The organism is Rhizobium sp. BT-226, from assembly GCF_025847085.2.
In the GTDB taxonomy this organism is placed as follows: domain Bacteria; phylum Pseudomonadota; class Alphaproteobacteria; order Rhizobiales; family Rhizobiaceae; genus Rhizobium; species Rhizobium sophorae.
In genome coordinates, this window is record NZ_JAOYTI010000002.1 from 1,846,852 (window position 1) to 1,868,881 (window position 22,030).

Annotated in this window: 18 protein-coding genes; 9 read left to right on the plus strand and 9 right to left on the minus strand. The window is 59.9% G+C overall.

All coding sequences use genetic code 11. From position 1 onward, the window contains the following. Nucleotides 1-193: 193 nt before the first annotated feature. From OIU37_RS19385 to OIU37_RS19405, 5 genes are all read left to right on the plus strand, one after another. Nucleotides 194-871, plus strand: coding sequence for a TetR/AcrR family transcriptional regulator (locus tag OIU37_RS19385; protein ID WP_168290922.1), 678 nt, complete (start codon nt 194-196; stop codon nt 869-871). Nucleotides 872-1,002: 131 nt separating this feature from the next. Further along, entirely contained in the window at nt 1,003-2,151 is a 1,149-nt protein-coding gene (locus OIU37_RS19390; RefSeq protein WP_168317293.1) for a Gfo/Idh/MocA family protein, read from the plus strand. Between the two features lie 3 nt (nt 2,152-2,154). Further along, nucleotides 2,155-3,318, plus strand: a complete 1,164-nt coding sequence (locus OIU37_RS19395) for a dihydrodipicolinate synthase family protein (RefSeq protein ID WP_264258442.1) — start codon at nt 2,155-2,157, stop codon at nt 3,316-3,318. A 137-nt stretch (nt 3,319-3,455) separates the two neighbouring features. Continuing rightward, complete coding sequence (locus tag OIU37_RS19400; RefSeq protein ID WP_264258443.1) at nt 3,456-4,286, plus strand: sugar phosphate isomerase/epimerase; 831 nt, start codon at nt 3,456-3,458, stop codon at nt 4,284-4,286. A gap of 42 nt (nt 4,287-4,328) precedes the next feature. Then, nucleotides 4,329-5,606, plus strand: coding sequence for a Gfo/Idh/MocA family protein (locus tag OIU37_RS19405; protein ID WP_168312045.1), 1,278 nt, complete (start codon nt 4,329-4,331; stop codon nt 5,604-5,606). A 28-nt stretch (nt 5,607-5,634) separates the two neighbouring features. Here OIU37_RS19405 and OIU37_RS19410 read toward each other — a convergent pair whose 3' ends face one another. The 3 genes from OIU37_RS19410 to OIU37_RS19420 form a co-directional block, all read right to left on the minus strand. Then, entirely contained in the window at nt 5,635-6,645 is a 1,011-nt protein-coding gene (locus tag OIU37_RS19410; RefSeq protein WP_264258445.1) for a hydroxyacid dehydrogenase, read from the minus strand. Continuing rightward, the gene (locus tag OIU37_RS19415; protein ID WP_264258447.1) at nt 6,642-8,498 is read right to left on the minus strand and encodes a DUF2264 domain-containing protein; all 1,857 of its coding nucleotides are present in this window, start codon (nt 8,496-8,498) and stop codon (nt 6,642-6,644) included. The genes OIU37_RS19410 and OIU37_RS19415 overlap by 4 nt, the downstream gene beginning before the upstream one ends. 129 nt (nt 8,499-8,627) lie before the next feature. Then, on the minus strand, nt 8,628-9,647 hold the full coding sequence (locus tag OIU37_RS19420) for a LacI family DNA-binding transcriptional regulator (RefSeq protein ID WP_264258448.1): 1,020 nt from the start codon (nt 9,645-9,647) through the stop codon (nt 8,628-8,630). 145 nt (nt 9,648-9,792) lie between these two features. Between OIU37_RS19420 and OIU37_RS19425 the strand changes: the two genes are divergently transcribed. Continuing rightward, nucleotides 9,793-11,079, plus strand: coding sequence for an ABC transporter substrate-binding protein (locus OIU37_RS19425; protein ID WP_180694209.1), 1,287 nt, complete (start codon nt 9,793-9,795; stop codon nt 11,077-11,079). Nucleotides 11,080-11,143: 64 nt separating this feature from the next. Here the strand turns inward: OIU37_RS19425 and OIU37_RS19430 are convergent, their stop codons facing one another. Genes OIU37_RS19430 through OIU37_RS19450 form a run of 5 tightly spaced genes read right to left on the minus strand, consistent with a single transcriptional unit; the run spans nt 11,144 to nt 16,551 of the window. After that, entirely contained in the window at nt 11,144-12,112 is a 969-nt protein-coding gene (locus tag OIU37_RS19430; RefSeq protein ID WP_264258450.1) for a glycoside hydrolase family 26 protein, read from the minus strand. A 3-nt stretch (nt 12,113-12,115) separates the two neighbouring features. Beyond that, nucleotides 12,116-12,637 carry a DUF995 domain-containing protein gene (locus tag OIU37_RS19435; protein WP_182209111.1) on the minus strand — a complete coding sequence of 174 codons (522 nt, stop codon included), beginning with the start codon at nt 12,635-12,637 and terminating at the stop codon, nt 12,116-12,118. Nucleotides 12,638-12,675: 38 nt separating this feature from the next. Further along, a complete protein-coding gene (locus OIU37_RS19440) occupies nt 12,676-14,547 on the minus strand; it encodes a glycosyltransferase family 2 protein (RefSeq protein ID WP_264258451.1) in 1,872 nt (623 codons plus the stop codon). Continuing rightward, nucleotides 14,544-15,527 carry a UDP-glucose 4-epimerase GalE gene (gene galE / locus OIU37_RS19445; protein ID WP_171376603.1) on the minus strand — a complete coding sequence of 328 codons (984 nt, stop codon included), beginning with the start codon at nt 15,525-15,527 and terminating at the stop codon, nt 14,544-14,546. The genes OIU37_RS19440 and galE overlap by 4 nt, the downstream gene beginning before the upstream one ends. Nucleotide 15,528: 1 nt before the next feature. Further along, nucleotides 15,529-16,551, minus strand: a complete 1,023-nt coding sequence (locus OIU37_RS19450) for a UDP-glucuronic acid decarboxylase family protein (RefSeq protein WP_171602109.1) — start codon at nt 16,549-16,551, stop codon at nt 15,529-15,531. Nucleotides 16,552-16,936: 385 nt separating this feature from the next. Here OIU37_RS19450 and OIU37_RS19455 point away from each other — a divergent pair, with 385 nt between their 5' ends. Continuing rightward, nucleotides 16,937-17,257, plus strand: a complete 321-nt coding sequence (locus OIU37_RS19455) for a hypothetical protein (RefSeq protein ID WP_180694214.1) — start codon at nt 16,937-16,939, stop codon at nt 17,255-17,257. A gap of 15 nt (nt 17,258-17,272) precedes the next feature. Here the strand turns inward: OIU37_RS19455 and OIU37_RS19460 are convergent, their stop codons facing one another. After that, nucleotides 17,273-18,055 carry a response regulator transcription factor gene (locus OIU37_RS19460; RefSeq protein ID WP_171602111.1) on the minus strand — a complete coding sequence of 261 codons (783 nt, stop codon included), beginning with the start codon at nt 18,053-18,055 and terminating at the stop codon, nt 17,273-17,275. Between the two features lie 833 nt (nt 18,056-18,888). Between OIU37_RS19460 and OIU37_RS19465 the strand changes: the two genes are divergently transcribed. Then, nucleotides 18,889-19,836, plus strand: coding sequence for a fibrinogen-binding protein (locus OIU37_RS19465; protein WP_180694215.1), 948 nt, complete (start codon nt 18,889-18,891; stop codon nt 19,834-19,836). A gap of 142 nt (nt 19,837-19,978) precedes the next feature. Beyond that, nucleotides 19,979-22,024, plus strand: a complete 2,046-nt coding sequence (locus OIU37_RS19470; RefSeq protein WP_264258503.1) for a hypothetical protein — start codon at nt 19,979-19,981, stop codon at nt 22,022-22,024. The last annotated feature ends 6 nt before the right edge of the window (nt 22,025-22,030 follow it).

The window sequence follows — 22,030 nt, forward strand, 5'->3', positions numbered from 1 at the left end:
CCTCCTCCAAAGGGAAGCGCCTCCACACGCTTCCGAAACCTAGTTACCCTTGCATAAATAACTAATTGGTTACAAGCTACGGGCAAAGCGGCGAGCGTGTCAAGCGGTGTCGCTCGCGGGGCTTTCAAATTCGGTTTTTACAATTTCGCACCGAAGGCTTATGAGCGCAACATATGAAGGCGGAGGCGGAGAAATGAACGACAGCGGCGAGAACGGGGACAAGAAAAGGTCTCGGCGCCCACCCGCGGAACGGACGACCCAACGCGATCCGGAGCGGACGCGCGCCGCTATCCTTGACGCGGCAACCCGGGAATTTGCCGAAAACGGCATGGGCGGAGCTCGTGTCGACGCCATTGCAGAGCGCGCCGGCACCAACAAGCGGATGCTCTATCATTATTTCGGAGACAAGGAGCAGCTCTACCTCAAAGTGCTCGAAGAGGCTTATGTCGGCATCCGCACCGCCGAACGCGCGCTGCATATCGGCGACCGCAGCCCCGAGGAAGGCATTGGCGAACTGGCGCTCTTCACATGGCGTTACTTTCTGCAGCACCCGGAATTCCTCAGCCTGCTCGGCACGGAAAATCTGCATCGCGCCCGCTGGCTGCGCCAGTCCGTCCGGCTCAAGGAATTGCATTCGCATCTGATCGGCGAGCTTTCCGACGTGCTCGAGCGGGGAAAGAAGCAGGGGGTCTTCATCGAGACCGCCGATCCCCTGCATGTCTACCTGACGATCGCCTCGCTCGGTTATTTCTACCTGTCCAACCAGTACACGCTTTCGACGATCTTCGGCCGCGACCTGATCGAGCCGACCCATCTCAATGCCTGGGAAAGACATATCGTCCACGTCACGCTCGCCTCGATCAAGCGCTGAATTTCTAAAATCGGATTTGACTATTGACAGCCGCGCCGCTCTTCTGCCATCAAGTAACTGTTTAGTTACCGGCTCGGGAGGACCGGACGAGGATGCCCGCTCCCGCCGCAAAAATTTGCTGGGAGGAAAAAATGGCACGCTTGGGGATCATCTTGCACGGCGTCACGGGCCGCATGGGTTACAATCAACACCTGGTGCGCTCGATTCTCGCCTTCCGCGACCAAGGCGGCATCGCGCTGAAATCGGGTGAGAAACTCGAGATCGACCCGATCATCGTCGGCCGCAACGGCGCCAAGATGGAAGAGCTGGCGAAGAAGCATAACATCAAGCGCTGGTCGACCGATCTGGATGCCGCGCTCGCCAATCCCGACGACACGATCTTCTTCGACGCTGGCACGACGCTGATGCGCGCCGAACTTCTGTCCAAGGCGCTCGATGCCGGCAAGCATGTCTATTGCGAGAAGCCGATTTCCGACGATCTGCAGGTGGCACTCGAACTTGCCCGCAAGGCGCGCGGCTCCGGCCTCAAGCATGGCGTCGTGCAGGACAAACTCTTCCTGCCCGGCCTGCGTAAGCTGGCGCTGCTCAGGGATTCCGGCTTCTTCGGCAAGATCCTCTCGGTGCGCGGCGAATTCGGCTACTGGGTTTTCGAAGGCGATTGGGGCGTGCCCGCGCAGCGCCCGTCCTGGAACTACCGCAAGGGCGACGGCGGCGGCATCATCCTCGACATGCTCTGCCACTGGCGCTACGTGCTCGACAATCTGTTCGGGGAGGTCAAGGCTGTCTCCTGCCTCGGCGCCACTCATATCGGCCGGCGCATCGACGAGCAGGGCGAGCCCTATGATTGCGACACCGACGATGCGGCCTATGCGACCTTCGAGCTCGAAGGCGGCGCTATCGCGCAGATCAATTCCTCCTGGGCCGTTCGCGTCCGCCGCGACGACCTCGTCACCTTCCAGGTCGACGGCACACATGGTTCGGCCGTCGCCGGCCTGACGAAATGCTGGAGCCAGCACCGCGTCAACACGCCGAAGCCGGTGTGGAACCCGGACCAACCGCAGACGATCGACTTCTACAAGACCTGGGACGAGGTTCCGGACACGCAGGCCTTCGACAACGGCTTCAAGGCGCAGTGGGAAATGTTCATCCGCCATGTCGTCGAAGATGCGCCGTGGCCCTATGGCCTGGAAGCCGGCGCCAAGGGTGTGCAGCTTGCCGAACTCGGCCTGAAATCCTGGGTCGAGCGCCGCTGGCTCGACGTTCCCGCACTGGAGTTCTGAGCCGTGACGACGATCAATCTCCCTCTCGACGGCAAGATCGTTCCCTACACGCTGACCGGCACGCCGATCGCGCTCGCCAAGCGCGACGCCAAGGCCTTTCCGCGCATGGCCTTTGCCGCCGCCCATGTCGTCGCCGATCCGCTCGCCGACAACGATCCCTGGCTGACGCCGGCGATCGATTGGGAGCGCACCCTCGCCTTCCGCCACCGCCTCTGGGATCTCGGCCTCGGCGTTGCCGAAGCGATGGATACGGCGCAGCGCGGCATGGGGCTCGGCTGGCCGGAAGCGCGCGACCTCATCCGCCGGGCGCTCAGTGAGGCGGCCGGCCGCAAGGACGCGCTGATCGCCTGCGGTGCCGGCACCGACCATCTGACGCCGGGACCCGACGTCACCGTCGACACGATCCTCAGGGCCTATGAGGAGCAGATCGAAACGGTGGAGGCGGCCGGCGGCCGCATTATCCTGATGGCGAGCCGGGCGCTTGCCGCCGCCGCCAAGGGGCCGGACGACTATATCCGCGTCTATGACCGGATCCTTCGCCAGGTCAAGGAACCCGTCATCATCCATTGGCTCGGCGAAATGTTCGATCCAGCGCTTGAGGGTTATTGGGGCAACAGTGATCATATCGAGGCCATGTCCACCTGCCTCGAGGTGATCGAGGCCCATGCCGACAAGGTCGACGGCATCAAGATCTCGCTGCTTTCCAAGGAGAAGGAAGTGGCGATGCGCCGCCGGTTGCCGAAAGGCGTGCGCATGTATACCGGCGATGATTTCAACTATGCCGAACTGATCGCCGGCGATGAAGAGGGCCATTCCGACGCGCTGCTCGGCATCTTCGATGCGATCGCTCCGGCTGCCTCGGCAGCCCTCGAAGCGCTCGGCCGCAAGAGCAACCATGAATTCTTCGATCTGCTGGAGCCGACCGTGCCGCTGTCGCGCCACATCTTCAAGGCGCCGACCCGCTTCTACAAGACCGGCGTCGTCTTCCTCGCCTATCTCAACGGCCTGCAGGATCATTTCGTCATGGTCGGCGGCCAGCAGAGCACCCGCTCGCTGACGCATCTGGCCGAACTCTTCCGCCTGGCCGACAAGGCCCAGATTCTCGCCGATCCGGAACTCGCAACGACGCGCATGAAACAGGTGCTTGCCGTCCACGGCGTCAACTGAAGCACGGGCTGCTGCATAATTTTGCCCTTAAGTCGGAACCGATTTGAGGACAAAATTATGCAGCAATTCAAAGTGCTACAGCGTCCTTTGCGCATCTGAAGAGACGCGCGGCGCTGTAGTGATGGGAGGAGAATGACATGCACGTCGAAGGACTTTCGATCAACCTGGCGACGATCCGCGAGCAATGCGGCTTTGCCGAGGCCGTCGATATCTGCCTGAAACACGGCATCACCGCGATCGCCCCCTGGCGCGACCAGGTCGCCAAGGTCGGTCTCGACGAGGCGGTGCGGATCGTCAAATCGAACGGCATCAAGCTGACCGGGCTTTGCCGCGGCGGTTTCTTCCCGGCGGCAAACGATGCCGACTGGCAGAAAAATCTCGACGACAACAGGCGCGCCATCGACGAGGCGGCCGCATTGTCGGCCGACTGCCTCGTGCTCGTCGTTGGCGGCCTGCCTGATAGTTCGAAGGATATCGTCGCGGCTCGCCAGATGGTGTTCGACGGCATTGCCGCCGTTTTGCCGCATGCCCAGGCTGCCGGCGTGAAGCTCGCCATCGAACCGCTGCATCCAATGTATGCCGCCGACCGTGCCTGCGTGAACACGCTCGGTCAGGCGCTCGACATGTGTGAACAGCTCGGGGAGGATGTCGGCGTTGCGGTCGATGTCTATCATGTCTGGTGGGATCCCGATCTTGCCAATCAGATCGCCCGCGCCGGCCGCATGAAACGCATCTTTGCCCATCACATCTGCGACTGGCTGGTGCCGACAAAGGACATGCTGCTCGACCGCGGCATGATGGGCGATGGTGTGATCGACCTCAAAGGCATAAGACGGATGGTGGAGGCCGCCGGTTTCTTCGGCGCGCAGGAGGTGGAGATCTTTTCGGCCGAAAACTGGTGGAAACGCCCGGCCGACGAAGTGATCGCCACCTGCGTCGAGCGCTTCAGGAGCTGCTGCCAGGCCTGATTTCAGTATTTGTTTCATCACGCATGAAAGGAGGATCATCCGATGGAAAAACGTCGTTTTGCCCTGATCGGCACGGGAAACCGCGGCACCACCATGTGGGGCAAGGATCTGCTTGCCGGCTGGCGCGAACATGTCGACCTGACCGCGATCGTCGAGAAGAATTCGCTGCGCGGCGAGCGCGCCCGCAACATGATCGGCAGCAATGCGCCGCTCTATGAAGACATCGATTCTATGCTTGCCGAGCAGAAGCCGGATCTCGTCATCGTCTGTACGCCCGACCATACGCATGACGATATCGTCGTGCGGGCGCTGGAGTCCGGTATCGACGTCATTACCGAAAAGCCAATGACGACCTCGGTCGAAAAAATTCGCCGGATTCTGGATGCCGAAAAGCGCACTGGTCGCCGGGTCGACGTGTCCTTCAACTATCGCTATGCGCCGACGGCTGCGAAGATCAAGGAATTGCTGAATGCCGGCGAGATCGGCCGGGTCACCTCGGTCGATTTTCACTGGTATCTGAACACCAAGCACGGTGCCGACTACTTCCGCCGCTGGCATGCCTATACGGAAAATTCCGGCAGCCTGTTCGTCCACAAGGCGACGCATCACTTCGATCTGCTGAACTGGTATCTCGACAGCGATCCCGAAGCCGTTACCTCCTTCGCCGACCTGCAGAATTACGGCCGCAAGGGCCCGTTCCGCGGCCCGCGCTGCAAACTCTGTCCGCATGCGCATGAATGCGACTACTATCTCGATCTCGAGGCTGATCCCTTTCTCGATTCACTCTACGAGGATCCCTCGAAGATCGACGGCTACTTCCGAGACGGCTGCGTCTTCCGCGAGGACATCGACATTCCCGATACGATGGTGGTGTCGCTCCGTTATCGCAACAATGTCCATGTCTCCTATTCGCTGAACACCTTCCAGCCGATCGAAGGCCATCACCTTGCCTTCAACGGCACCAAAGGGCGGATCGAGCTTCGTCAATATGAGGCTCAGCCCTGGGAAGAGCCGAAGGAGGACACGATCCAGCTCATCCGCAATTTCCCGAACGGCAAGGAGGCGGTGGAGCGCATCGTCGTTCCTCATTTCACGGGCGGCCATTACGGCGGCGACGACCGGATGCGCAACATGATCTTCAAACCCGAAATGGAAGACAAGCTTGCCCAGCGCGCCGGTACGCGGGCCGGCGCCATGTCGGTGCTCTGCGGCATTGCGGCACTGACGAGTTCGCGCACCGGCAAGGTGGTCAACATTGCCGATCTCATGCCTGAACTTGCCAATGACGGTTCGCCAAATTCGCTGAGGACGTCGCGCTGATACCCTTCGCCTAAGCCCTCGACGCGCCTCAGGCGATGTTTTCGAGATTTGCCTGATGGATCTGGTAGAGCAGCGGCTGGCCGGTCACGAAGCGCTCTATCTCGTCCACCGCCATCTCGCCGAGGCGCGCCCGTTCCAGCCCGATGGCGCCGGCGATATGCGGCGTCAGAAAGACGTTCGGCAAATCATAGAAAGCAGAACCCGCCTCCGGAATTTCCGGATCGGTGACATCGAGGACCGCGTCGATACGGCCGGTCTTCAGCACCGAAAGCAGGGCGGCCTCATCGATGAGAATGCCGCGCGCCGTGTTGATGAGCGTCGCGCCGTCCTTCATCAGCGATAGCCTTCGCGCATCGATCATATGCTGCGTCGACGGCAGTGACGGCGCATGCAGGGAAACGATATCCGATTGTCGCATCAATTCGTCGAGCTCGACCTTTTCCGTTCCGAGGCCGGCTGCCTCGGCGGCATCAAGCGTCGGATCGGAGAGCAGCAATCTATAGTCGAAGGGTTTCAAGAGTTCGATCACGCGCCGCCCGATGCGCGAAGCGCCGACGATGCCAACGGTGCGGCGGTAGTTTCCGATCGCTTCGCGCTGCATCGGATAGGTCCGGTTGCGGTTGCGGTCGGCGACGTAAAGATCGCGGAAACGGAAAACACGCTTGCCGGCGAAGATGATCGCCGCCAGCGTGAATTCGGCCACCGGCACGGCGTTGGCCTCGGCCGAATGGCTGACCAGGATACCGGCTTCAAAGATTGCGTCGTCGATGACGCCCTTGACCGTACCCGCCGCATGGACGATGAGCTTGAGATGCGGCGCAGCAGTGGGGATTTCAGGCCCGACATAGGGCCCGCCCCAGCCGGTGATCAGGATTTCGGCTTGGGCCAGCAGACGTCTCGCACGCTCGTCGTCGAAGCGCTGCAGCGGCTTGGAATCCAGCAGGCGACCGATGCCGTCCAGCCGGCGCAGGACTTCATCCGGCAGGACGTGCTCGGTGCGCGACGGTTGCATGGCAAGAATAATGGCCGGCTGGCTCATGGCATTTGTCCGGGCGCGTCGATGGCGCTGACTGTCACGCCCTTTTCCCGCACCAAGGCTTCCAGCGTTGCGATGTCGGGCGCTTTCGGCGGTCTCGTCCAGGCAGACGAGACGGCAGCGGGATCGTCAAGCGCCAGCACTGCCGTCACCAGGATGGTTTCACCGGGCGGAATCTGCCCGCGCAGCTGCGGCACCAGGGTTTTTGCAACGATCACATTGGTGTTGGGCATTGCCTTCTGGACGAGGCCCGAACGTTTGACCGAAGAGCCAAGGTCGAGAATGCCGGTGAAATCGGCTTCGCCGACCGCATAGGCAATCCCATCCGAAGCGGACAGCGTATCGAGCTCGAAGTCCCGGCGGCCGATCGCAAATCCGCCTTCGGCAATCCGTAGCGATCGGCTTGTCCTGATCCGGTGGAGACGGATATGCCAGGGTGCGGCGGGCACGAGCCAGGTTTCGACGTCGACATCGGCAAAAGGCGACCACTTCGCAAACAGCACGTCGCCTGCGAGCTTGGCTTCCTCATTCGTTTCGCGCACGCGGTAGTGCAGGCCGTCATCGCTGAAGGCAAGCGCTGAATCGAAGGCGGCAAGCGCAAAGGCACGCTCATCGGCCTCGACGCTGAAGCCGTAGCGGGCCGAATAAGCGAACTTCGCGTATTTTTCCGTGCCGCACCGCATCTGCAGGTTTTCCTGGCCGGAAGACAGCGCCACGACATCGCCGCCTGCCCGCATGATCACCATGCCGGGATGACGCTGGGAGACGATGTCAGGTGCTTGCTCCGGCACTTTTTCTTTCGCCGTCCAGAATGGGTGATCCTCAGCAATCGCCAGCGGCAGGAAGGCCTTGAAGGCCCAGTAGGGCGAGCCGGCGGAATTGTAACTCTCCGACATCAGCAGGTTCGGATAGCCGAAACCGATCGACAGCACGCCGTCTCGATCGGCAATCGGCTTATCCTTCCACCAGCGCAGATGCTGCAGGCAGAGATGCTTGACCTCGCCCCAGGGCAGAGCCTCGAGATCGGCAAAGGCGAGTGCAGACCAGAAACCGGCGCAGGCAAAACGATAGGTCAGGCTGCGGCCGAAGGGGATCGTCGCACCGTCAACGGCAAACCAATGGCGGAAATCCCGAGCGAAGAGGACCGCGCGCTCGCGGTAGCGTTTCGCATAATCGTCGTCGACGAGTTTCGAATAGATCAGGCCATAGAAATGCATGGCGAAGGGAATGTAGTGGTCGATACGGCGCACGTTTCCATCGCGATACCAGCCGTCGCCGATATAGAAGCCTTCGAGCTCCTCCAGATATTGCCGTGTCAGGCTGCGGTCGAAATCGGCGCCGAGGCGATCGAGCGCGATATCGACGAAGATCCGGAAGAATTTCCAATTGTTGTCGGCATAGTCGAACCGCCTGACATGTTTTAGATAGGCGACGACATTGCTGCGGGCGCGCTGATCGAGCGGCTCCCAGATCTTTTCCGGCACCAACGCCAGAGCAAAACCGAGAGCGGCAAGCTCGACCATCCGCTGATCGCGGCCATTGACCGTTCCCCAATATTCGGGATGGGCGGGGTCTGTGCCGTTTGCAAGACCCTCGGCAAAACGATGCCAGTGGGCGAAGTCGCCGTTGCCGGCACCAAGCGGCGCCAATCCCCAGAGGGGGCGGGCGAACCCTTCCAGATCGGCCGCCGCCCGGTCGAAATGGGCGCCGCCGCCATTGAGCCTGACGCGGGCATTGCCCTTCGAGAAACAGGCAAGCAGCGGATCGAAGAGCGCAAGCAGGGCGCGGCTCATATCGGCGCGGGTTGCCAGCGGATTGCCGGCGAGCGGGTTGGCGCTGGCGGGATCATGGGTCATCGGCATCACTCACGGGTTCTAGAGCATGATGCCGAAAAGTGTGAGCGGTTTTCGGACGACATCATGCTCTAACTATATAATTTAGAACAGGATTCAGATTTAGGCCGAGTCAGCCTAAATCATCCTGTTCTAGGTGTTCGGAACGGTTCCTCCCGGAATGGGAACGACCGCCTGGCAGATGTGGCGCGCCGAGGCCGTCCTGTTGCGGAAACGGGACAGCATCAGCAAAACGGCTTCGCGCCCGAGGGCGGCGCGGTCGACACGCATTGTGGAAAGCGCCGGATTGGTCATCAGCGCGCAGGGCAGATCGTCGAAGCCGACAATCGCGAAATCCTCCGGCACACGCAGCCCGACCTCGGTGACGGCCTCGAGCACGCCGACGGCGATGAAATCATTCATGCAGAAAGCGGCGGTAAAACCGGCATTCTCGGCAAGTGCTTCTGCCGTGCGTTCATGCGCCTCCCGGCTGGCGCTGCCTTGAAGGGTCAGGGATACGAGGCGGCCCTCGGCGCCGGCGACGGCGGCGATCGCCGCCTCGAAACCGCGCACGCGCTCCCGGATCGTATGGCGGTGAGAGCCGCTCAAATGCAGGATGCGGCGATGGCCGGCCTTTATCAGCCGGCTGGTCGCCTCATAGGCGCCAAAGAAATTAGCCGGCGAAACGCCATCGAACTGCATCCTCGGATCGGTGCCGTTGACAAGAACGGTGGGGATCACGCTGGCTTGTAGCCAGTCGCGCAACATCTCATTCGGATCGATACCGACGAGAAAGAGACCTTCAGCGCTCGCGGTCTGCATATAGTCGCGCACGGCGTCCGGCGTGGTTCGATCCTCGCGGACCAGCCGGACTTCGAAAGGCATGCCCGCTTCGGCCGCGCCGACACGCAGGCCGTCGACGATCGCTTCATAAAAGACGCTGAGAGTGCCGGTGATGCCGTCGCTGGCAATCAGCGCCAGCCCCCCCGCAACGGCTTCGGAAGCGGGCTTGACGGGATAGCCGTTCTCGGCTGCCACCTTCAATATCTGGCGGCGCACGCTTTCGCTGATACCAGGTTCGTTGGCGAGCACGCGTGACACTGTGGAGACCGAGACGCCGGCCAATGTGGCTATATCGGCCTGACGCGGCCGTCTGATTTTTTGGTCGTTCATACAGCAACCATTATGCAAGTTATGCAAAGTTGCAAGAAAATGGTTGGTTCTTGCAATAAAAACTTTTTTGCGTACTCTGTTTGCTGGAATGTCCGGCAATGCCATTGGAGGATGGCTCCGGGCATATTGGAACAAGGAGGATATCATGCAGGTCAATCGCCGTTCATTCCTGATGGGTTCTGCCGGTGCGGCCGCCGGCCTCGCCTTCGGCGCCGGAAGCACCATTCCGGCCCTCGCCGAAGATGCACAGCTGCGCGCCATGTGGTGGGGATCCAACGACCGCGCCAAGCGTACGCTCGAGGTTGCCAAGCTCTATCAATCGAAATCGCCTGGCGTCACTGTCGTCGGTGAATCGCTTTCGGGCGACGGCTACTGGACAAAGCTCGCAACGCAGATGGCCGGCCGCTCGATCGCCGACATCTTCCAGCTCGAGCCAGGAACAATCTCGGACTATTCGAAGCGCGGCGCTTGCCTGCCACTCGATGAATTCGTCCCCTCCGCGCTGGACGTCCGGTCCTTCGGCGCCGACATGCTGAAACTGACCACCATCGACGGCAAGCTCTATGGTGTCGGCCTCGGGCTCAACTCCTTCTCGATGTTCTTCGACACAGTCGAATTCGAAAAGGCGGGCATCCCTCTGCCGACCCCCGACCTCACCTGGGATGAGTATGCCAAGCTCGCCGTAGAACTCACCAAGTCCTCCGGCAAGAGCGGCGGCCCCTATGCGGCACGTTACGCCTATGTGTTCGATGCCTGGCTGCGCCAACGTGGCAAGAGTCTCTTTGCCAAGGAAAGCGTTGGGCTCGGCTTCACGGCCGACGATGCCAGGGAATGGTTCGACTACTGGGAGAAGCTGCGCAAGGCGGGCGGCACCGTCGCCGCCGACGTCCAGACGCTCGATCAGAACACCATCGACACCAATGCGCTTGGTCTCGGCAAATCGGTGATCGGCATGGCCTATTCAAACCAGATGATCGGCTATCAGCTGATCATCAAGAACAAGCTAGGCATCACCATGCTGCCGCGTGAAAAGAAGGGCGGTCCATCCGGCCATTATTACCGTCCGGCACTGATCTGGAGTGTGGGGGCGACGACCAAGCAGGGCGAAGCTGCCGCGAAGTTCATCAGCTTTTTTGTCAACGACCCCGAAGCCGGCAAGATTCTCGGTGTGGAACGCGGCGTGCCAATGTCGCCTACCGTGCGTGAAGCCATCCTGCCGCAGCTTAACCCGACGGAGCAGGAGACGGTCAAATACGTGAACATGCTCAAGGATCAGGTCGGCGAATATCCGCCACCGGTGCCGATGGGCGCAACCCAGTTCGACCAGCGCGTGCTGCGCCCCATTTGTGACGAGCTCGCCTTCGAACGGGTCTCGCCCGCCGATGCGGCAACGCGGCTGATCGAAGAGGGTAAGGCAACGATCAAGGGATGATCGGTCGCCGGACATGAGAGGAGAGGCCCGCAACACCCCGGCGGACCTCTCTTTCTTCAGAATGTCAGTTGCCCAGGCTTTCGACCACGCGCCAGTCCGGCCGGCCGAGATTGAAGGGCCAGGCGTGCACATCCCGGTCGTTGAAATAGACCACCTCCTGCAGATTCGGGAAGGCGCTCTGCTTCAACGTGACAGTTTCGATCCACGGCTTCATATAGGCGTCGCCGCCTTCATAACCGAGTTCCGCCACCCAGACGGGCTTTCCGTAGCCGGCGACGAGATCATAGCCCTGCTTCAACGCTTCCGAGAACGTCCGGTGCTCATTGTAGGCAAGCTCGTCATAGCGCTGCAGGCCGAAGACCGAGAGTCCGACGAGATCGACATAATCGTCGCCGGGATAATAGGCCTCGAGGCCAGGCTCTCCCTTCGGCGACCACATGATCTCTGTGCCGGGCGCCTCTTCGCGGACGATATCCATCATCCGCTTATAGGCGGTGATATAGTCCTGCGGTCTCCAGCCGGACCATGAAAACCGCCCCGACTTGTCTTCCATCTCCTGCCCCCAGCGGACGATCACCGGGCTTTTCAGCTGGGATATCATCTGCGTGATCGCACGCATGTTGACATCGTAGTCGCCGCGCAAAACCTTTGCACGGAGCTCAGCGGAGGTCAGCCGCCAATCGACGTCCCAGGACCATGGCTCCACGGTGATCAGCAGGTTGCGGCCTCTGGCCAGCGCATAGGCATCGGCGACGCGCAACGTCTCGAGGTCGACGTCCTCCCATGGCAGGAACAAGGCTTCGGTCGCGACATTCGCCTGCGCGCCGAAATCGCCGTGCGGATCGTAGGCCCCGAACTTGATGCCATCGGCATGAAGCATCGGGCGTTTGTCGATGATCGTCCGCACGGCCGCCGCCGGGTTCGGGACAATGCCGGCATATTGCACCTCGCTTCGACCCGGCAGATCCGCGACACACAGTAGCAGCAGCGCTATCGCGGCGGTCGAGAGGTGGTTTTTCATCAGCTTCTTCACGGCTCACCCTCCTTTTCGGGCTACTTCCTGGCTCAGCAGGATCTGCTTCACTTCGCTTGCCTTCGCGCTCACGGTGTCGGCGGGAACAAGCTTCTGGAATTCATCACCCTGACGAACCGATGCGTGGCGGAAGACATACCATTCGCCGTTCGGCTGGCGCCGCTGGTAGATCGTGTTGCCGATCTTGCGATGTCCGAAACAGGTGCTGGCGCGGGCCGCGCCCTCGGCATTCGTCCAGGTGGCGCGCATGCAGAGCTGGCCGAGATCGTCGACCACCCATCTGCCTTCAGCAAAGGATGGCTTCCCCTTGTCGTTGCTCCAGGCGACGAACCGCCGGCCGTCGTCGAAGAAACGGCCGCCGCCGGTGTTCCAGGTCCAGGTCTTGTCGCCGTAGATCCGATAGAGCTCATAGGCGCTGAGCGGCGTCGGCGCCTTCTTTTTGGCGACCTCGGCGCCGTGCGCTGCCACCGGCAGGCACAGGCTGAGAGCAAGCGCTGCTCCCCATAGTCTCGATCCGATACTCATTACTTCCTCCATACTCGACACTTGCCGGTTCCGCCGGCTCACGCACCCTGTTCGTCTCGGCCGGTTCTGCCGAAACCATTCCATCTCAGGTGGAATTTCACGATCCTGGTCTTGCCGCCGCCGAGGCCGGCGCCGGCCACGGCAAATTGTGTTTCGGTGAAACTGACGAACGTCTGGCCGTGCGAAAGAGCTTCGAGGCCGCGCAGGCCGTGGCTCCCCGCCTGCGTGCCGCCGGCGACAAAAATCGCAAGCCCGGTGGCTGTCGCAAGCCACAGCCCGCGCGATTGCGGCAGCCGCGGCAGATCATTTTCGACCGCATGGCGAACGACGATCAGTACCGTCAGCGACAGGTAGACCGAGAGGTTGATCATGGCGAAAACATAAAAACCCTGGGCGGCCGCGGCATCGGTCGCAAACATCATTGCGGCGGCGGAAAGGCCGGCGAGCCCGATATAGGGCGCGATGACGCGCAGCGGCAAAGACCGCTGCTGCTGCCTTCCCTTCGGCGTAATGCGGAAATCGACGAAGGAGCCGGAGATATGGTCGCGAACAGCGGCAAGGCTGCCGGCGAGCGACCACGGCCAGCGCAGAAAGATGAAGGCAAGCCCTTCCCAGCCGAGCAGTTTCGCATTGTGCGGCCTGAAGGTTGCCGTTGCCCGCCAGAAGAAGGCAAACAGCGTCAAGACAATCGACATCGGCACGAAATGCAGCAGGAAATCCGGATAGGTGACATTGACGAAGACACGGCCCGTCAGCAGCGCGGCAACCGGCAGCAGGAACATCATGGCCATGAAGGCGGAAAAGAGCGGGTACCAGAGCTGCGAGAACACGAACTGGAACCTCAGCCGCCAGGGCAGGTGCATGATGTGGCGGCGCGAATGCTGCAACAGAATGGTGACCAGGCTGCGCGACCACTGAAATTCCTGGACGACGAGGTCGGTGAAATTCGCCGGTCCGTCGCCATGCGCGATCGCATCGACGGCATGCACGCCACGCCAGCCGCCGGCATTCATCATCAGCGTCGTCGAATGGTCTTCCGCAAGTTCCGGGCCGAGGCCGCCGATCTGACGAAGGGCGGCAGTGCGGACCGCATAATGGGAGCCGATGCAAAGAGGCGCCCAGCCATTGTTGTAACCCGTCTGCAGCGAACCGTGCAGGCTTGCCTCCGCATAGAGCCTGCCACGCGCCGCCCAGCTTGTCCCGGCATTGGCATCGCAAATGCTCGGAGCGGAGACATAGCCGATCTCAGGATCGGCGAAGGGGCGCAGAACTTCACGGAGGTAGGTCGGCGTCGGCACATGGTCGGCATCGAACTGGGCGACGAAATCGTAGCGCGCATAGCCGAAGTGGTCATAGAAATAGGCGAGGTTGCCTTCCTTGCAACGAGTCCGGCGCGGCCAGGTGGTGCGATGATACTCCGCTACACCCTTTCGGGTAGAGATCAGCACGCCGTGCGCCGCACACCAGCGCCTGGTTTCCTCCGAGGGGTCCTCGTCGGCGAGCCAGACATCGAAATCGACTCCGATCTGGTCGAGCATTGCCTGCAGCGTGGTGCGGACGACGACAAAGGGCTCGGACGGCGCCTTGGTGACGACCATAGCCACCCGCCCTTCCGGCAGCCGCGCGCGAGGGCTGACCGTCCTGGCATCGAGGAAAATCAGAATAAAATAGGCCGGCACGAGCGTTATCCAGGCAAGCACGAGGGTGATGAGCACGAAGGCGGCCCAGGAAATGATATGGGCGGACTGGCACCACCAGATCCAGAAATAGCCGAGTGCCGTCAGCCAGCAGAGGATGCCGAAGCCATAGGCGACCCGGTTCCAGCCGGTGAAAACAGGATCGAATGCATCAGCCGCGGTAGCGGCTTTCGCCATCCCGACGCCGTGGCCGATTTGCGAAGCGTCGCTCATGCCGTCATCTCCAGTCCGAAGGTGGGACCGGCGGTGCGGATGATCGTATCGATATCCGAGAAAACCGGCGCGAAGCCGAGTTCCGCTTTCGCCCTTGCGGTATTGGCAAAGAGGATCGGCGGATCGCCGGCGCGGCGGGAGCGATAACGGACGGGGACTTCGCGGCCGCTGGCGCGATGGATCGCCTCGAGAATCTCGCGCACCGAGGTGCCCCGGCCGGAGCCGAGATTGACGCTGAGCGAGCCGCCGTCCGCCAAGAGATGATTGACGGCGGCGAGGTGCGCCTGCGCGAGATCGCTGACATGAATATAGTCGCGAACACAGGTTCCGTCTTCGGTCGCATAATCAGTGCCGAAGATATCGAGCCGCTCCAGCCTGCCGGCGGCGGCGAGAAGGGCGCGCGGGATGAGATGGGTCTCGGGGTGATGACGCTCGGCGAGCTCGCCGTCTGGATCTGCTCCGGCCGCATTGAAATAACGCAGTGCGGCGAAGCGGATGCCGTAGGCAGCGGCAAAATCCTCGAGCGCCATTTCGAAGATCAGCTTGGTGCGCCCATAGGGATTGACCGGGTGCTGCGGGCTTTCCTCCCGTATCGGCAGCGAGGCGGGAACGCCATAGGTGGCGCAGCTGCTCGAAAAGACGATCCGGTCGATATCCTGATCGAGGCAGGCCTCGAGCAGCGTCAGACTGCCGACGACGTTGTTCCGGTAATATTTCCTGGGCATGTCGACGGATTCGCCGACATAGGCATTGGCGCCACAATGGATGACGCAATCGGGCGAAAACTCCTCAAGAGTCCGGCGCAGCGTGGCTGCATCGGCAAGTTCCGCCCGGATGAGCGGCCCCCAGCGGACACTGTCGGCATGTCCCGTCGAGAGATTATCGTAGGTAACCGGGATCATGCCGGCGCGCGACAGCGCTTTGCAGATATGACTGCCTATGAAACCGGCGCCGCCGGTGACGAGAATGTAGCGGGGCATCTCATACGACCTCCGCCTTCTCTGTGCCGGCGAGCAGTCCGTCGAAATAGTCGACGGTGCGAGCCAAGCCGGTTTCGAGCCCGATGCGGGGCTGCCAGCCCAGCTCGGCCATGGCCCGGGAAATATCCGGCCGCCGCTGACGGGGGTCGTCGGTGACCGCAGGCAGGTGGACGATCCGGGAACGCGAGTTCGTCAGGTTCCGGATGACTTCCGCCAGGCGCCGAACGGTCATTTCGGCTGGATTGCCGAGGTTGATCGGGCCGTTGCAGGCGCTGCCGGCAGCCGAAAAACGCAGGAAACCTTCGATGAGATCGTCGACATAGCAGAAAGAACGGGTCTGCTGACCATCGCCATAGATCGTCAGATCCGCGTTGCGCAGGGCCTGCACGATGAAGTTGGAAACCACCCGCCCGTCGTCCAGGCGCATGCGCGGTCCATAGGTGTTGAAGATGCGGCCGACCTTGATGTCGACGCCATAAGTCCTGTGATAGTCGAAAAACAGGGTTTCGGCGCTGCGCTTGCCCTCGTCGTAGCAGCCGCGCGGCCCGATCTGGTTGACATTGCCGCAATAGGATTCGTGCTGCGGAGTGTGGATCGGGTCGCCATAAACCTCCGACGTCGACGACTGAACGACGATCGCACCGGTCTTTCGCGCACAATCCAGCGTGTTGACGGCGCCGAGCACGTTGGTGAGCAGCGTTCCCACAGGATCCCGCTGATAGTCGGGCGGAGAGGCCGGAGAGGCGAAATTGAAGATGAGCGACGCTTCGATGTCGAAGGGCTGGCGAACATCATGCTCGACGATGTGGAAGTGAGTGTTCGACGCAAGGTGATCGACATTCGCACGGCGGCCGGTGGAAAAATTATCGAGGCATATGACACGGTGGCCGCGCTGCAGAAGCCTCTCGCAGAGATGTGAACCGAGGAAACCTCCCCCGCCATTCACAAGAACGGTGCGCAACGCTTGTGCTACCGGTATGCCTGATACTTCAGAATAGCCTTCGCTGGGAACGAAACTACGCATTACAAACTCCTTCCCATGTATTTAGTCTTTTGATTTATTTATGCGCCTCAATTCTTCCCTATCCGTCTGGATGTTCGTTAACTCTCCTATTAAGATATGAATAACCTTGTAGTTATTCTTGGGATAACTGATTTACTACTCAAATAATAAGACGATTAGCGTGAAGGTCAACTTTAAAACGTTCTAGTATCCAAAATAATTACACAAGTATTCTTCAAGGTAACGAATGATTAATCACACTTAACTCTTCTCCGCCACAAAGCTTTCACCTGCCGCTCAAGCTTCACTCAATGCAGCTAATATAAAAGGGAAGGCGGGAGATTGGCCGAGCTCAACTGCACCGCCGGTCTTGCATCCGGAAGCGCCATATGCGAGGGGTTTTGGCATGTTGAAAAAACAAGATGCAGCGCAGCTGAAAGGCCGGCGTATCCGCTCGGCGATGTTTGCCTGGGGAACGGCGCTTCTTGCGATCGGACCGACGGCCTGCACGGTCGTCGGCGACGATATCGCGGTCGTCGCGAAGAAGAATATCGCCGTGGTCGAGGCGCCGCGCGTTTCCAAAGCCTATGCCTATCCGGCAAATCGGGCCGCGCGCCCGGCGGGGGCAACGGTCCGCACCGTAGCCTATCATGGCTCGGCGCCCTATATCTGCTCTCCAAGCGGCTTCGGACAGAAATCGCGCTGCTTTGCGCGCCCCTCGATCTAAAGCAAAAGCGTCAGATCAATTGCGCCAACGGCCGGACATATCGTCATCACCGGCGGGATGCTCGTTGAAGAAACGGGATGCAGCTTCCGTGCGGTTTCGGACGTTCATCTTCTTGTAGATGTTGCGGACGTGAACCTTCACGGTATTTTCGGAAAGATGCAGCTTGTCGGCAATGATCTTGTTCTGCGTGCCCTTGCATATGAGATCCAGGATCTGAACCTCCCGGGTGGTCAAAGCGGACATGCTGTCGCGTCTCAGCTTGAGCGCATTGCTGCGGGCCGCATCGACCGATTTTGTCTGATAGAGCGAAGGCTCCAGCTGGGCGTTTTTGTTGGTAAGACGATTGAGAAGTGCTGACGGAAAATGTTCGCCGCCCTTCATCAGCAGATCCACTGCAGCCATGAAGACATCGAGCCGCAGGTTGAGTGGCAGGACGCCATCGATGATCCGCGCTTCTACCAGCCGGCTGACATAGGGCTCGAGCATGTCGATAGCTTCGACGACAAGTCCGATCGAGGTTTCAGGGTGGTTTTCGCGGGCAGCCTGCAGCGCTTCATGAAGCTCCGGGCCGGGTATATGATAGAATAAAACGAGTTTCAGATCGCCGGCATCTTTTTCCAGTATCGGCTTTGTACTCGTTATGCTTGCCACTTCACAGTTCGGAAATTTCTTTGCCAGTGCTTCTACCATGCATTCTGAAAACAGATCCGCCTTGGCCACCACTAGTATAGTATCTCCGGACGAACTCAACTTCCTTCCCTGGTCCGCATTCTCCATTCCTGAGCCTGTCATGAACATATACGCCTCCCCTAGCGTTACACTTTACTCAACTTGGTGCGATGGCGGGTATTAGATAGTAAGAAATGCCGACCCCGGATGTCATCGCTTTATTTTTTAGACATTTCTTAATTATGTTAATACGGATTGAGAAGGAAGGAAATGGCCCAAAATAATTAGTTTTAGCGGACTAAAAACGATACGATACCAAGCATTGGTTGCATTCTTACTGCGATATATACTTCGAGGCTATATTTGCGCTCACTATAGATGAGAGCTGAATGTAATATTTCAGTACAGATTGTTATATTTTCGTCATGCATGAAGTGTCGGATATGAGACAGGCAGACGTCGAAAGCTGCTCCTCAGCCCAGCGGCGAATGCCGGAAGTCCTGGATTCTCGCAGCTTAGCGACGCCCCGGCCGAAGAAGTCTCAACGCTCCAACGACAGGGGCTAGCCGGACGTGGCAAATCGGCCTTAGCCCGAATTGGTATCTATCGGATCCACATTCTTTCCAGCATTCTGTGGTCGTCGTCCAAGTGGCGGCATGGAAAAGCCATGTATCGGCATGCGTTTTTGATACACGGCCTCCATATAGGGCAACTCAACGAAAAGAACACCTGACTACTCCCTATCCTTTTCAGGATTCGGAGCCGGATATGTGCGGCCTTGTACTGAGTACGTACGCTCCCAATACCAACGGTTTGATCAACAAATCGCGAAGAAGCTGCAGATGATCAGTATCGAATACATCTGCCGATGTTAACCGCATCGGAGCGAGCGCGCGTAAAATCCCATTTGAGATGAGAGGGATTTCGAAAAGCTGCTCCGGTTTTTTTCTGGAGAAACTTGAATGTCTGACGATATCGAAATCACGAAGGCCGGGGCGCTTGCCGACGGCTTTGCCAACAGCGCTGTCAATTCAACTGAAGTCGACGACGGCTCGACCGGTTATGTCGGCGTCGCCAATGGCGACAATCGCGACAATAAAGACAACAGCGTCGACGTGGACGTCAAGGCCGAGATCGATGTCTCCGCCAACAACGGCGACAACCGAGACAACGAATACGACTGGAGCTACAAGTCGGACGACGATACGAGCACCAAGACTACGACGATCACCGATACCGACACCAAGACCGATTACGACTGGAGCTATGACAGCAAGTCGTACAGCGATAACGACACCGACACCAAGACGATCACGGACACCGACACGAAGACCGTGACCGACACCGATATCAAGACCGTGACGGAGACGGATACGAAGACGGTCTCCGACAGCTTCAACACCTCCGACAGCTTCAACAAGACGGACACAGACTTCGCCGTCATCGAGGACGTCAAGGACTCCAACCTCGGCGTTGCCGGACACGACCTCACCTTCAACCTCGGGGACGACTTCTCCTTCACGCTCGACGTCGACAGCATCCTGAACAATTCGCTGACCGGCGGAGGCAATGACAGCGGCTTCAGCGCCGTCCAGGCGAACCATCTGGCTGACCAGGATAGCGCCTGGAACACCAAGATGGACAATGCAGGCGCTCAGAACCACCTGAATGCCAATGGCGGCACCGCCGACAGCGCAGAAGGCATGGAGATGGACGGCAAAGGCTGGGATCTCAAGGCCGGCGACGACGCCGCTGGTTCGAGCGCGGCCGATGCTTCGGCGATCCTTGCCAATTCCGGCTTCCACCTCGAGCTCGTTCAGGGTGCGAACCTGCTCAGCAACACAGTCGACTCCAGCGTCATCGGCGGCAATTCTCATGCCTCCGACGTCGGCGAGGATACCGGCACCTGACACTGACCTCCAGCGACCAAGACGAACTGCACCGGCTCAAGCCGGTGCAGTTTGACTGCTTGAAAACGATTTGACGACCACACCACGCCTTCCGGCGGGTGCCTCCAAGGCCGATCGTCATTTCGAATGGGAGGGCCGAACCATGCATATCGAGAAGATTTCGGAAATCATTGCGCACTTCATCGGTCTCTTCGAGATGACGACCGACGAGATGAGGTTACGCACCAACTATGCCGAAGGCGCAGGACCGGGCGCGGATGGACCGGCTCTGCCGGTTCAGGATGCCTTTACCGCCGCCTTCTCTTCCGATCTCCAGCTCAAGGACTACGATCCGGGCATCATTTACAAAAGCGGCAGCTACGAAATCGAATTTGGCCCGACGCGCCATTTTGGCCGCGTCTTCGAGGAGAGCCTCGAGAAGCTGGCGGCGATTGCCGGAAAGGACATCCCGTTACCGCATTTCGGCGATCCTACGGATATCGTGTTCACGGATGAGCCGGAACTGACAGTCTTTGCCGGGCCTGGTTCGGCGATCAGTCATGTCCTCCAGGTCAACGCCCTCTATGACGACGACTATCTCGATATGACGGACGGCGTCCATGCGCCTCGAGACACGAGTTTCGTCATCGAGCGGCTGGCGGATTTCAGCACCAAGGCCGAGATCTTCACGCCTTTTGCAAGCCTCCACCGCACCGATACCTATGATGGCGCGCTGAAGATCGCTGAGGATCTCAAAAGCTATATCCAGAATGCCCGAAATACCGAGAACAATACCGAGGATAGCGGGGCTACCTCGCCCGATAGCGACGTGACGCATCAGTTCGTCACCACCGAACCCATTGACGACAAAGTCTATGTCAACGGCAAGGCCGAGACCGATATACCGCTCCTCGACGACTTCCTGCCCGATCGCGGTCTCGCCAAGCTCCCGGAAGAGCCCGACGATACCCAAACATCCGTCGAGCAGAACGACCCCAGCGGCAACAGCCTTGAGGTGACCGCCGGTGCGAACGTCGTCGTCAACGTCGCCTCCGTGATCCATACCGGCGTCATTGCGTCGGTCACCGCCGTCATGGGCAACTATCATCAGATCGACGCGGTGTCCCAGGCCTTCGTCTACAGCGACAATGACGAGATCGCCTCGGCGCTGCGCTCATCCGGTCACTCGGCCGAGGAAGCCGGAACGATCGCCAAGAACATCGCCGTTTTCGAACAAAGCACCTTCGAAGCATCGAGCTATGCCGAACCCGATCCTGCCGATCCGACGTTCCCCAACAGCTGGCGCGTCAGCGTCATCGACGGCGACGTCTCCTTCGTCCAGTGGATCGAGCAGTATCACTTCGTCACCGACAACGACACGATGACGGTCACCACCTCGGGATCCGAAGCCACGGTTCTGACGGGCGGCAATACTTCGATCAATTTCTCCTCCTTTTTCCAGATGGGCCTGCAATATGATCTGGTGATCATCGGCGGCAATGTGCTCGATATCAACAGCATCACCCAGGTCTCGCTGCTCTACGACAATGACTGGGTGCGGGCAGAGGGCGACCTCGATCCCGGCGCCGACATACAAACGGGCAACAACCTGATCTGGAATTTCGCCTCGATCCACAATGTCGGGACGGGCGGCCCGTTCGAGACCATGCCCGACTACATGGTCGACACGCAGAAGGCGATCGAAGATCGCGATCCCAATATGCCGGAGGGGCTGTCGTTCGATGCGAATTTCCAAGGATATGCCGGGCTGAACGTGCTCTACATCACCGGCAATCTCTATGACATGACAATTATAAAGCAGGTCAGCATCCTCGGCGATTCCGACGATGTCACCCAGGCGGCATCGACGCTCCTCGACAATAATCCCGATGCAACGGTTACGATCGACACGGGCAGCAATGCGGTCGTCAACATCGCCGAGATCGTCGACTACGACAGTTTCGGCCAGACGACCTATCTGGCAGGCCAGCTCTATTCAGACGCCATCCTCATTCAGGGCGGGCTGGTGGAGCATGACACGACACAGCCGCAGCCGGCCGACGACAGGCTCGCCAACGAGGTCATCGCCTTTCTCGACAACGACGATCCGGCAGGCTGCGATTGTGGTGACGGCGTCATCAATGCCGGGCAGGATTTTTCATGGTCGTCGACGCATCCCGCCGACGTAATGCAAGCCATGGTCGCGTGACCTTGA